We start from the raw sequence: 12,277 nt of genomic DNA, 5'->3' as shown, positions 1-12,277 counted from the left end.
TTGTTAGTTCCCCTTTCCTTACAACACGCCTGCAAACGTCAAGATCGAGCGTACGCCTACAAACGATAATCCGATGAATACGAGGGCTGCCACATAAGACATCGCTTTTTGAGAAGCGGGTGACTGTGTGATTCCCCATGTGATGCAGAACGTCCAGAGTCCGTTTGCCAAGTGGAACGTCGTCGCCAGGATCCCGACGATGTAGAAGGCAAGCATGAATCCGTTATCGACGATATTTTGCATCATGCTCGCATCAACTTCCGTACCCATTGCTGCGGCAATCCGTGTTTCCCAAACGTGCCATGTGATGAACACGACAAGGAAAATACCTGAGAAGCGTTGTAGCACATACATCCAGTTCCGGAAGTATGTATAACGACCTGTGTTCGCGGAACCTGTAAACGCGATGTAAACACCGTAGATACCGTGTAGGATGATTGGAATGAAGATGACAAACACTTCCAAGAACAACCGATACGGAACGCTCCCCACGACTTCCGCAGCCTTATTAAAGTCTTCCTCCCCACGAACGATGAAATAGTTCGTCGTAAAATGAGAAAGTAAAAATAACCCGATTGGAATGACGCCGAGCAGTGAGTGTATTTTACGCCCCACGAAATCACGATGATTCGCCATCCAAATCCCCCCTTTTGTTTGCCAATCAAACGTTGGCGCATTTTGGTAGAAAAGCGCTTTCATAAGGAAATTCGTCTTTTCATCACTTATTCTACTCCTGTCCTTTTTATAAGACAACCCGAGCTGTTGCATTTAACTGCAAATAACTGCAAATTTTTTTAGGAAAACAATGACCGAGGAGAATTACCCCGCTATAATAGTTTCAGAGATAGGAGTGATTGTTGATGGATTCAGTACCAACCCCCTCTTCCACATTCGGAATCGAACTGATTCGTGACTATGTGCTGATGGATTTATTAGGAACAGATTACCGCCATGTCATCTATTGGGCAGGAAAGCGACTGGCACGTGAATTTCCGGTCTTGAGTGCCGAAGAAGCACCTCCCTTTTTCCAAGAAGCTGGTTGGGGACATCTCGAACTAAAAAAACAAAAAGGGAACTCTTTGAGTTTTTTGTTAACCCCTCCTGAATCAACGCGTCTCGACCGACCGGCAGGCTACTTCCAGTTGGAAGCCGGGTTTTTGGCGGAACAATTCTCCCGACTGAACGGCTGCGTCGCTGAAGGATATGCTGAATTAAACAAAACTCACGTACATATCTTGATTGAGATCGATCCAAAAGACCCGATTGAACGCTCACTTTGAAATCCGGACAGGAGTTTGAAGTCGGACCGCGAATTCTTGAAACATGAAACCTTTTTCGTTTGATCGCCGTATCAATACTCAGTCGCATCTACCAAAGGAGGAATTTTTTATGTTCAAGAAACTCGCAGCCGATTTAACAGGATTCAGTGATATTGGGCAAGTGATTCACCCGGACGATTTTGACAAGGCCGCCGCAGATGACTATGTCTTACACGAAGACGGCGAAAAAATTTATTTTTTAATCAAATCGAAAACAGATGAGTACTGCTTTACGAATCTGGCGCTTGTCCATCTTGATGGCGAAAGTGCCGTCAGTTCAAAACGTGTCCTCTATCGTTATCCATATGCACATTATCCGATTCGTCATGTCATGTTTGAAACAGCCGGTACCGTCGATCTTGATGTCGAAATCAAGTTCGAAATCGGCGGAAAACATTATTCGATTGATGTCGATAAAAAACAGCTCGAACATGTGAAAGATCTCTACAAAGCGCTTCTCGCCATTGCCGAAAAGCAATACGAAGGACAAAAGATGCTTGAGTTCGCGAACAATTCCCTGAATCATTCCGTGACGATTCTCGGTGGTTTACGCCAAGGCGATATGAACGTACCGCAAACGTTCAAAGATTTGTCCCAGGAGTCATTCGACTGGTTACAAGGCCATTATTACAAGTGGAATCAAAAAGACTTTGGTTCGTTCTACGAAAAATATATCAATAACTGAACAATTTAAATCAGGTACACCGAATTTTCGGTGTACCTGATTGTGTATAGGGACTGGAGGTAAATAATGAGCTTTTGGACATGGTTCGCGATTGCCGTTGTTTTGATCACCAGCGTGTCAGTAGCAACTTCTCAGAAAAAGGCCACCAAAAAGCACTCTGCCTTTTTGATTGTCTTTGTAACCGCTGCTATATTATTTCTGATCTGGTGGTTCACAAAATAATTACATACGGCTTGGATTGTACAGCTTTCTTCCGGTTACAAAAAAGAGGCGAACCCGCTATTGAGTGATAGCCGGGTTCGCCTCTTTGTCTGCTTCTTCAATTCTAAGTTTATTCCTCATTCGTCTGACTGAGATATTCCGCTACGGTTTCTGCCAATTTGACCGGTAAACCGGCCTCCGTCAGCTGTTCGATGTTCGCTTTTTTTAAGCTCCGCATCGATCCGAAATGACGGATCAGTTGTTGACGACGTTTCGGTCCCACTCCAGGAATGTCGTCAAGCAGCGAGCGGGTCATTCCTTTTGAGCGCAGTGAACGGTGGAACGTGATGGCAAACCGGTGGACCTCGTCCTGCATACGTTGCAGCAAATAAAATGCACTCGAACGCGGATGGAGCTCAATCAACTGCCCGCCTTCCCCGAATAAGAGTTGACTTGTCCGGTGTTTATCGTCTTTTTTCAGTGAACCGACCGGCAGGGATAACCCTAATTCATCTTGAATGACTTCAAGTGCCGCATTTAATTGACCGAGCCCGCCGTCAATCAGGACAAGATCCGGCAACCGTGCGCCTTCGAGCAATAAACGCCGGTAGCGCCGTCTGACGATTTCCCGCATCGATTCATAGTCGTCCGGCCCTTTGACGGTTTTGATTTTAAATTTCCGGTATTCTTTTTTGAGCGGTTTCCCGTCTTCAAACACGACAAGGGCCGAGACGGCATCCGCTCCTTGAATGTTCGCATTATCAATGATTTCGATCCGCGATAGCGGATGGACGTCAATCGCATCAGCGAGTTCCTGAACGGCTTGAACGGTTTTCTTTTCATCCCGGGCGATCAATTCGAACCGTTCCCCGATTGCATTTTCGGCATTTTTCGTCGCAAGATCGAGCAATTTGCGTTTTGATCCGCGTACCGGCACATGGACACGTACATTAAGCGCCTCTTTGAGCAGCATCTGATTGACGAGGGGCGGGACATAAATCTCGCTTGGCTTGATATTTTTTTCATAGAACTGGACGATAAAACTTTCAAGTTCTTCCGCCGGTGTCCCGTAAATCGGAAACAGCGAGACATCACGCTCAATCATTTTTCCGCCGCGCAGGAAAAAGACCTGCACACACATCCATCCCTTGTCGACATAAATTCCGAAGACATCCCGCGAGGTCAGATCTGCCGTAATCATATTCTGTTTGTTCATGATCGATTCAATCGCCCGAATTTGATCGCGCAGTTCTCCAGCCCGTTCGAATTCCATTGCTTCCGCTGCACCGCTCATCTTGTGTTGCAACGACTGGACCAATTCTTTTGTTTCTCCCGATAAGAAACGGCGGATTTCCGAGACGATCTCTTTTTGATCCCCTTCGAGATTAGGGATTTCACAAGGTCCGAGACACTGACCGATGTGGTAATACAAACATAGTTTCTTCGGCATCGGCTGGCACTTACGGAGCGGATACAGCCGGTCGAGCAGGCGTTTAGTTTCATTGGCGGCATAAGCGTTCGGATAAGGACCAAAGTAATGTCCGCCGTCTTTTTTTAATTTCCGTGTCGTAATCAGACGCGGGTACGTCTCATTCGTAATTTTGAGATACGGATAGGATTTGTCATCCTTGAGCATGATGTTATATTTCGGATCGTATTTTTTAATCAGTGTCATCTCAAGAAGCAGTGCTTCGAGCTCACTTCCGGTGATGATGTATTCGAAGTCCCGAATATCGGCGACAAGTCGTTCTGTCTTTAAATCGTGTGCACCGGTAAAATAAGACCGGACACGATTCTTTAAATTTTTAGCTTTTCCGACATAAATGACCTCGCCAAATTGATTTTTATGCAGATAACAACCTGGTTCGTCAGGTAAAAGGGATAATTTCGCCTTAATATGTTCTTGATGACTCACAAAAATGTCTCCTTCCACCGTTTCTAGTTTTACGTTATAGGGTAAATATCATACATTGATTATGACACATGGGGGATAAAAAATGCGTACATACGATTGCATTGTAATAGGTACAGGGTCAGCCGGTAACCAAGCGGCTTATAAATTTGCTGAAAAAGGACTAAACGTTGCCATTATTGAAAACTTCACGCCGGGCGGAACATGCGCTCAGCGCGGTTGTGATGCTAAAAAGATTCTTTTAACCGGCAGTGAAGCAAAGGACGCCGTGGAACGTTTACTCGGTTACGGCCTGAAAGGGCTTGTCTCCATCGACTGGCGTCAACTGATGGAACGGAAAAATGAATACACACGCGCCATCCCGGAACAAACCCGAAATCAGTACGATGAGTTGGGGATTGACTATTACCACGGGGAACCCCGTTTCCTGTCGAATAAAAAACTTGTGGTCGATGACATCGAGCTGGAAGCCGAACAATTTTTGATTGCGACAGGACTCCGACCACGCGAGTTATCCGTTCCCGGAAGCGAACGTTTCCTCAACAGCAATGAGTTTTTGGAATTGCGTGATGTCCCCCGTCGTCTGGTCTGTATCGGTGGAGGCTACATTTCGTTTGAATTCGCTCACCTGGCACGAATCGCTGGGGCTGAAGTGACGATTCTGCTTCGTTCCAGTGCCCTGAAACAATTTGAGCAGGAATTGGTTTCTGTCTTGCTTGAAGCGACACAAGCACTCGGCATTCAAATTCTTCATGAAACAGAAGCGGTTTCTTACTCGGATACGACATTGACGCTTTCTGACGGAACACGTCTGGAAGCCGATGTCGTCTTGAATGCGACAGGCCGTATCGCAAGCATCAAGCATTTGCAATTGGAAAAAGCCGGTGTCATCTATGAAGAAAAAGGCATACATGTGAACGATTACCTCCAGTCTTCCGCTTCGAACATCTATGCAGCAGGTGACGTAGCAGTCAGCGGAAATCCTGCCTTGACTCCTTTTGCAGGAACGGAAGGACGTCTAGCTGCCTGTAATATGCTGGAGGGTAATACACGCCGACTGGAATTACTTCCTGTGCCGAGCATCGTCTTCACTACGCCGAATCTGGCAAAAGTCGGACAGACGGAAGCCAGTCTAAAACAAAACAATACAAGATACCGCGGAAAATTAATTGATACCTCGAGTTGGCAAACAAATGTCCGGATCAAAGATCCGTTCGCCCGGGCAAAAGTATTGATTGGGGAAGACGATCAGATTCTGGGTGCTCACTTCATCGGTGTGCATGCCGCCGAACTGGCTAACTATTTTTCGTTTGCCATGCAGCACCGGATTCCGAGCTCTGCTCTTCAGAAAACGAGTTTTGCTTATCCGACACCCGCATCTGACATTGCATCATTACTGGAAGACTGACAACTGAAAGCGAGGAGTTGACATGGTTGATTACGGCTATACGATTCTTTACATTACGGACCCCGTAAAAACACGTCTGTTCTACCACGGTCTGCTTGGTCTGCCGATTAAAGCGGAGCACGGAAGTTATACGGAGTTTGATACCGGATCGACAATTCTTGCCTTCAACACAAAAGAAGACGTCCGTTCCATGATTCCCTATGAAATCCCGGACAAAACCGGTCAACAATCGATCGAGCTCGGTTTTGTGACGGAAGATGTCGCTCATGTGTATGAGCAGATCAAGAATGCAGGTCACCAAACCGTGTTACCTCCGACTGAAAAACCGTGGGGGCAAACAGTCGCCTATGTGCTTGACCCGGACGGTCATCTGATTGAACTTTGTTCACCGATAGGTTGATTCAATACAAAAAAGGCATTCCGTCGATTGACGGAATGCCTTTTGAATAGCGTTTAGAATTAGTTAGATGTTTCAACGAATTCTTTTAAAGCATCTTTAGGCATGAAGCCCATTGTTTTGTTGACCGGTTGACCGTCTTTGAATAAGACGAGCGTCGGAATACTTTGGACTTGGAAAGCTCCAGCGACTTCCGGGTTAGCGTCAACGTCGACTTTAACAATTTTAACGTTTTCCATGTCTGCATCAAGTTCTTCGAGAACCGGAGCAAGCATGCGACAAGGTCCGCACCATGTTGCCCAGAAATCAACGAGAACGAGACCTTCTTGTGTATCTTCTTTAAACGATTGGCTAGTTGCGTGTACGATTGCCATTGAGAAAAACCTCCTATTTTTAGACGGGATCGACTTGTGAATCCAACCCATCTTTTTACTGACTTGAGTATAGCACAGCCCTACCTTACAGCAAACGAAACTGCTCAGACAAGTTATACGCAAAAAAAGAAGCAAAGAAGTTGCTCTTTGCTTCTTCCCCCGCTTCTTAATGAACAAGCATTTTTTTGAATTCTGCCGTTAGTAACGGCACGACATCAAACAAATCGCCGACGATTCCGTAATCTGCGACCGAGAAGATATTCGCTTCCGGATCTTTGTTGATGGCGACGATGACTTTCGCATTCGACATCCCGGCTAAATGTTGAATCGCACCGGAAATACCGCAAGCGATGTATAAGTCCGGTGTGACCACTTTCCCCGTCTGACCGATTTGCAACGCGTAATCGCAATAGTCTGCATCACACGCTCCACGTGATGCACCGACTGCACCACCGAGCAAATCCGCCAACTCTTGAAGGGGTGCAAAACCGTCTGAACTCTTGACACCACGACCGCCTGCGACAATGACTTTCGCTTCCGACAGATCGACACCACCCGTTGCTTTTCGGACGACTTCTGAAACGATAGTACGCAGATCCTTCAACTCAACGGTTACGGATTCAACCGTTCCTTCTGAAGTTCCTTCCGCCAACGGCTCGATATTGTTCGGGCGGACGGTGAAGAGCGTTTTTCCTTCTGAAACTTTTACTTTTTCAAAGGCTTTTCCGGAATAGATCGGTCGGATGAAAGAAGCATCTGCTCCGCTGCCTTCGATCGACGTCACATCACTGATTAATCCTGCCTGCAGTTTCGCTGCGATTTTCGGTGACAGATCTTTACCAAGTGAGGTATGACCAAAGACGATGACGTCCGGCGCAACACGTTCCAACAACTGCATGAAGACTTGTCCGTACCCGTCCGGTGTATAATGCTGCAAGCGTTCGTCTTCAACGACGAGAACCTGATGTGCCCCCCGTGTCGCGAGTTGCGCGGCATCTGCCGCCACATTTTGTCCGATTAAGGCAACCACGACTTCGTCTGCAACTAAGTTTGCCGCTGCAATCGCTTCAAATGACACATTTCGTAAATTCCCGTCCCGTGATTCTGCAAGTACAAGTGCTTTTGACATATCGTTTCTTCCCCCTTAAACAACTTTTGCTTCGTTGCGTAATAATGAAGCGAGTTCCTGGACTTGTGTCGACAAATCACCTTCTAGAATTTTACCGGCTGCTTTATTTGGCGGCAAAAAGCGTTCAATCGTCTCAAGACGCGGTGCCAACTCGTCCTCGTCTAATTCCAGATCCGATAATTCAAGTTCTTCGAGCGGTTTCTTTTTCGCCTTCATGATACCCGGAAGGCTTGGATAACGGGGTTCATTTAATCCTTGTTGGGCTGTTACGAGCAACGGCAACGATGTTTTAATGACTTCCGTATCCCCTTCTGAGTCACGTGTCACGACGGCATCCGTTCCGTTTAACTCGAGCTTCGTGATTGTCGTGACGTACGGAATATCAAGCAGTTCTGCGACACGTGGAGCGACTTGTCCGCTTCCGCCGTCAACCGCGACGTTTCCGGCGATAATTAAATCGACAGTCTGTTCCTTGAGATATCCGGCCAACACTTCTGAAATCGAATAATGATCGGCTTCTTCGATATCATCTTCAATCGAAATCCGGACTGCTTGATCGGCTCCCATCGCAAGCGCCGTCCGAAGTTCTTTGTCCGCATCTTCCGGTCCGACGGTCACGACCGTCACGGTTCCGGAATGGGCATCCCGTACACGGATGGCTTCTTCGACTGCATATTCGTCATAAGGGTTGATGATGAATTCCGCACCATCCTCTTCGATTTGACCATTTTCGAGCTGGATTGCTTCTTCCGTATCAAATGTTCGTTTTAACAAGACGTAGATTTCCATTCTTCGTTCCCCCTCGTATCAACTTCTATTGACCACCATCATTTTTGTATCCGCTTACAAAAAAGTTTTTCATGAAAAGGGCTTAACTCAGCCCTTTAATTAACATGCGATGAATCCCGTGACGCGTTTCGAGCAACTCGTATTTAAATCCGCTCGCCATCCAGCTCGTCACGACCTCGTCAATCGTGCCGAACACCATTTGCCGCGCCAAACGATAATCCAGCTCGTTTGAGAACTCTCCCGATTCCATCCCGTTTCGAATCACACGATCAATCAGATGAAGATACGGTTTTAAAACCGTTGCGATATTATGCCGCATCTCTTGATTCGATTGGCGTAACTCGATTTGCGTGACGACAGCCAAATCATAATCAACCGATAACTGTTCAAGGTGCGCTTCGATGAGCCCTGCCAGTTGTTGTGTCGCTGACTGATGATGTGCGATCTGTGCTTCCGAATACTCGATGAAACTGCCCATCTTGGCTTGGAACAAAGAAATTAATAAGTGCTCCTTGTTCTTAAAGTAAAGATAAATCGTTCCATCCGCTACGCCTGCTTCTTTTGCGATAGCTGTCACTTTGGCACCGTGGTAGCCGTTTTTCGCAATCACCTTTACTGCCGCATCAATGATGCGATCACTCTTAGACATCGTTCTTTTCATAAGGCTATCTCCTAACACATAAAATGAATGATGGTTCATTCATATTTATTCTAACATGTCATTTTGAGCTGTCAACTGCTTTCTTCCAGTTGTTTTGTCCGTTCTTCCTCGACTAAGACACGACGCAGGATTTTCCCGACAAACGTTTTCGGCAACTCTTGTCTGAACTCATATTGTTTCGGCACTTTGAATGATGCTAAACTTTTCCGGCAAAACTGATCCAGTTCCTCTTCCGTCGTCTGCACGTCATCTTTCAGAACGATGAAGGCTTTGACGGTTTCACCCCGGTAAGCATCCGGTACACCGATGACGACCGCTTCTTTGACCGCCGGATGTTCGTACAAAATCTCTTCGACTTCCCGTGGATAGATATTGAATCCTGATGCGATAATTAAATCTTTTTTCCGATCGACAATCCGGAAATAATGATCCTCGCCGACATATCCAAGATCTCCCGTATGCAACCATCCGTCACGCAGAACAGCCTGTGTATCTTCAGGACGTTTCCAATATCCTTTCATAACTTGCGGGCCACGGACAAGAATCTCTCCGATCTCTCCAGGTGCAGCAGGCGTCTCTCCGTCCGGTTGAACGATTTTAGCGATTGTATCCGGAACCGGAATTCCGACTGTTCCGGGAACACGTTTATCCCAGATACAGTTCGTATGCGTCACGGGACTTGTTTCCGACAAGCCGTACCCTTCGACGATCCGTCCGCCTGTCACCTGTTCAAACTTCTCTTGTACTTCGACCGGAAGCGGTGCTGATCCGGAAATACATGCTTCGATCGAGGATAAATCATATTTCTTTAGTTTCGGATGATTTAACAGTCCGACATACATCGTCGGAGCGCCGGGAAACAGACTCGGTTTTTCTTTATCAATCGTCTTCAGGACCTGTTCCAAGTCGAATTTCGGCAAAATGATTTGTTCGTACGCATTGAACATACCGAAGTTCAGGTTACACGTCATTCCGTAGACATGGAAGTATGGGACGACTGCCAACAATTTCCGCCCGTCTCCCCGAGAATATTTATAGAACCAATGACTGATCTGCTCGACATTGGCACTGAGATTAAAGTGCGTCAACATAACACCTTTAGGCGCACCGGTCGTTCCACCTGTATATTGTAACACTGCGATATCTTCTTTTGGGTTGATGTTCACCGGTTCAATCATCGTACTTCCGCGATGAGACAGAAACGGAATGGATCCCGTCGTATCAATGATGATGTTATTGTCTTTACGGGACTTGATCGGATACAGTTTATTTTTAGGAAATGAAAGGTAGTCAGCAATGCTTGTCGTGACAACGGTTTTTAAAGACGTCTTTGCTTTGACACGCGATGCTTTCGGATACAGCAAATCGAGTGTGACGAGCATCTTCGCCCCTGAATCGTCCAAAATCTGTTCCAGTTCGCGGTCGGTATACAACGGATTGACCTGAACGACGATTCCACCGGCGTACAACACCGCGTAGTAACTGATCATATACTGTGGACAGTTCGGCAACATCAAACCGATCCGGTCGCCCTTCTCAAGACCGGCATCCTGCAGGACTTTTGCAAAGCTCCGCGCTTCATGGCGCACTTCCTGGAACGTCATTCGTTTCCCGAGAAAACTAAGCGCTCTCCGCTCCGGAAATTCATTTGCCGCCTCCTCGAGTGCTTGATAAAGCGGTACTTCACGATAGTTGATCGATGCAGGTACTTGTTCCGGATAATCCTTTAACCATGCTGAATCCATTCCATTCCCTCCCTGTAACTGAATTACTATTCATTTTTATTATACGTGTATTTCAGCTAACACGGCTAGTCTTCTGTTAAAATAAATTTCATTTTTTCCAAATAATAGATATTTGAAACTCATCAAAAAGACCACTTGCGCTGTTTCACAAGTGGTCTTTTAAATCGGTTTAACGGGATGGATAGGTAAATCCTTCCCCGATGACTTCCCGTACTTTATGAATAACGACAAAGGCACGCGGATCCGCTGCCTCGACGATTTGTTTCAGTGGCGCGAGCTGGCGCTTGTCGACGATCATATATAACATATCGTTTTTCTGTTTTGTAAAATGACCGTGGCTGTGGATGACGGTCGCACTGCGTCCGAGTGTCTCGGTCAAAATCGTCGCGATTTCTTCCTGGCGGTGACTGATGATCGTCACGGCTTCACGGACATTCAATCCTTCGCTGACCAAATCAATCAAATACGAACCAATGATGATTGCAATCAACGTATAAAGCATCGTTTCTTCCCCAAACAAAAATCCGGAGGCTCCGACGACCGTCACGTCGATGATGAACATCGACACGGCAATCCCTAAGTTCAAATACTTATTCATTAGCCGAGCGATGATGACACCGCCGCCGGTCGTCCCGCCTGCCCGGATGACAAGACCGATTCCAAGACCAATCAAGATTCCGGCATAGACCGTCCCGATCAGCCGGTTGTCGGAACTCGTCGCGAGTGATGCCGTTGACGACAAGACGAACGAGGTCGTCGCGACGGAAATGACGGAATAGATCATCGTTTTCCGACTTAAGAAGCGGTAGCCGACGACAAACAATAACGCATTGGCAAGTAACGAGACTAAGCCGGTATCCCATCCATACAGGTAGTAGAAGATGACCGTAATCCCGATCAACCCTCCTTCTGACAAATCATTCGGAATCGTAAAGTAGTTGATGCCGAACGCCAGGATAGCTGAACCGATGATCACCCAAAAAATATCTTTCCAGGAAATCAGTTGCATCGCTTCAAAGGCGCGGCGCCGTATTTCATTGGTATTGGTTTTTTTGACGTTCATAGTCGTCTCCTCCTTCATTTTTTTGTGTCCTGCCAATAAAAATTCCGTACTGAATCGATCTCAGTACGGAATAATCACTTAGCAGAGCCAGTTCTTTTAATTCATAAAAACCCACAGCAGACCGACGACCAAAAAGGCAATCGATACGCCAAACATGATTTTCGCTAATCGTTCTAACACCTGTTCACCCCACTAACGCTGAACCGATCACATAAGACATCCCGATCGATAACGAACAGGAGATGATGCCGACAGCGATATTTCCTTTTTCGATCTCCCGGTCGACCGGAAGATTCGGAGTTAAGAATTCAAAAATCCAATAGGTCGAAATCAACAGTAAAAATCCGAAGGCACTTTCTAAAAAAATCGCCCCGACACGCTGTTCACTTTGGACGGCAAAATGGACGATATTTGCCAAACCGATGATTTTCCCGCCGGTCGCGAGAGCAACAGCAATGTTTCCACTCTTGATATGTTCCCAGTTCCGGTACCGGGTTGTCAACTCAAAAAGTGCCAACCCCATGATGATTAACAGTCCCGCAACCGAATATAAAGCTGTCGTGTAGACATAGACGTTTTCAAAAATATTCACCT

The 12,277-nt window shown here is 46.5% G+C and carries 14 protein-coding genes; 5 read left to right on the top strand and 9 right to left on the bottom strand.

All coding sequences use genetic code 11. The features are described from left to right. Positions 1 to 18: 18 nt before the first annotated feature. Entirely contained in the window at positions 19 to 636 is a 618-nt protein-coding gene (locus tag KNQ07_RS00420) for a succinate dehydrogenase cytochrome b558 subunit (protein WP_012371027.1), read from the bottom strand. Between the two features lie 224 nt (positions 637 to 860). Here KNQ07_RS00420 and KNQ07_RS00415 point away from each other — a divergent pair, with 224 nt between their 5' ends. The 3 genes from KNQ07_RS00415 to KNQ07_RS00405 all read left to right on the top strand — a co-directional run bounded on the left by KNQ07_RS00415 (position 861) and on the right by KNQ07_RS00405 (position 2,226). Next, entirely contained in the window at positions 861 to 1,280 is a 420-nt protein-coding gene (locus KNQ07_RS00415) for a YslB family protein (protein ID WP_214763416.1), read from the top strand. A 109-nt stretch (positions 1,281 to 1,389) separates the two neighbouring features. Continuing rightward, the gene (locus KNQ07_RS00410; protein ID WP_026832382.1) at positions 1,390 to 2,004 is read left to right on the top strand and encodes a PH domain-containing protein; all 615 of its coding nucleotides are present in this window, start codon (positions 1,390 to 1,392) and stop codon (positions 2,002 to 2,004) included. A gap of 66 nt (positions 2,005 to 2,070) precedes the next feature. After that, positions 2,071 to 2,226 (top strand): hypothetical protein, encoded by a 156-nt coding sequence (locus KNQ07_RS00405; protein WP_214763414.1) that lies wholly within the window; start codon positions 2,071 to 2,073, stop codon positions 2,224 to 2,226. Between the two features lie 109 nt (positions 2,227 to 2,335). Here the strand turns inward: KNQ07_RS00405 and uvrC are convergent, their stop codons facing one another. Next, a complete protein-coding gene (gene uvrC, locus KNQ07_RS00400) occupies positions 2,336 to 4,120 on the bottom strand; it encodes an excinuclease ABC subunit UvrC (RefSeq protein ID WP_214763412.1) in 1,785 nt (594 codons plus the stop codon). Between the two features lie 82 nt (positions 4,121 to 4,202). Between uvrC and KNQ07_RS00395 the strand changes: the two genes are divergently transcribed. Both KNQ07_RS00395 and KNQ07_RS00390 read left to right on the top strand, forming a co-directional pair. After that, complete coding sequence (locus KNQ07_RS00395; protein ID WP_214763408.1) at positions 4,203 to 5,525, top strand: dihydrolipoyl dehydrogenase family protein; 1,323 nt, start codon at positions 4,203 to 4,205, stop codon at positions 5,523 to 5,525. 22 nt (positions 5,526 to 5,547) lie between these two features. Further along, positions 5,548 to 5,925 carry a VOC family protein gene (locus KNQ07_RS00390; protein WP_214763406.1) on the top strand — a complete coding sequence of 126 codons (378 nt, stop codon included), beginning with the start codon at positions 5,548 to 5,550 and terminating at the stop codon, positions 5,923 to 5,925. 59 nt (positions 5,926 to 5,984) lie between these two features. Here the strand turns inward: KNQ07_RS00390 and trxA are convergent, their stop codons facing one another. From trxA to KNQ07_RS00355, 7 genes are all read right to left on the bottom strand, one after another. Next, on the bottom strand, positions 5,985 to 6,296 hold the full coding sequence (gene trxA / locus KNQ07_RS00385; protein ID WP_012371033.1) for a thioredoxin: 312 nt from the start codon (positions 6,294 to 6,296) through the stop codon (positions 5,985 to 5,987). Positions 6,297 to 6,462: 166 nt separating this feature from the next. Next, a complete protein-coding gene (locus tag KNQ07_RS00380) occupies positions 6,463 to 7,425 on the bottom strand; it encodes an electron transfer flavoprotein subunit alpha/FixB family protein (RefSeq protein WP_012371034.1) in 963 nt (320 codons plus the stop codon). A 15-nt stretch (positions 7,426 to 7,440) separates the two neighbouring features. Next, the gene (locus KNQ07_RS00375) at positions 7,441 to 8,214 is read right to left on the bottom strand and encodes an electron transfer flavoprotein subunit beta/FixA family protein (protein ID WP_214763403.1); all 774 of its coding nucleotides are present in this window, start codon (positions 8,212 to 8,214) and stop codon (positions 7,441 to 7,443) included. A gap of 82 nt (positions 8,215 to 8,296) precedes the next feature. Next, complete coding sequence (locus KNQ07_RS00370) at positions 8,297 to 8,875, bottom strand: fatty acid metabolism transcriptional regulator FadR (protein ID WP_214763401.1); 579 nt, start codon at positions 8,873 to 8,875, stop codon at positions 8,297 to 8,299. 71 nt (positions 8,876 to 8,946) lie between these two features. Then, entirely contained in the window at positions 8,947 to 10,620 is a 1,674-nt protein-coding gene (locus KNQ07_RS00365; protein ID WP_214763398.1) for an AMP-binding protein, read from the bottom strand. Positions 10,621 to 10,789: 169 nt separating this feature from the next. Then, positions 10,790 to 11,683: a YitT family protein gene (locus tag KNQ07_RS00360; protein ID WP_012371038.1), complete on the bottom strand. Its 894-nt coding sequence runs from the start codon at positions 11,681 to 11,683 to the stop codon at positions 10,790 to 10,792. Between the two features lie 184 nt (positions 11,684 to 11,867). Beyond that, the gene (locus KNQ07_RS00355) at positions 11,868 to 12,275 is read right to left on the bottom strand and encodes a DUF350 domain-containing protein (RefSeq protein ID WP_012371039.1); all 408 of its coding nucleotides are present in this window, start codon (positions 12,273 to 12,275) and stop codon (positions 11,868 to 11,870) included. Positions 12,276 to 12,277: the final 2 nt, after the last annotated feature.

Source organism: Exiguobacterium sp. s145 (assembly GCF_018618835.1).
In the GTDB taxonomy this organism is placed as follows: domain Bacteria; phylum Bacillota; class Bacilli; order Exiguobacteriales; family Exiguobacteriaceae; genus Exiguobacterium_A; species Exiguobacterium_A artemiae.
This window is presented reverse-complemented; position numbering and strand designations above follow the sequence as displayed.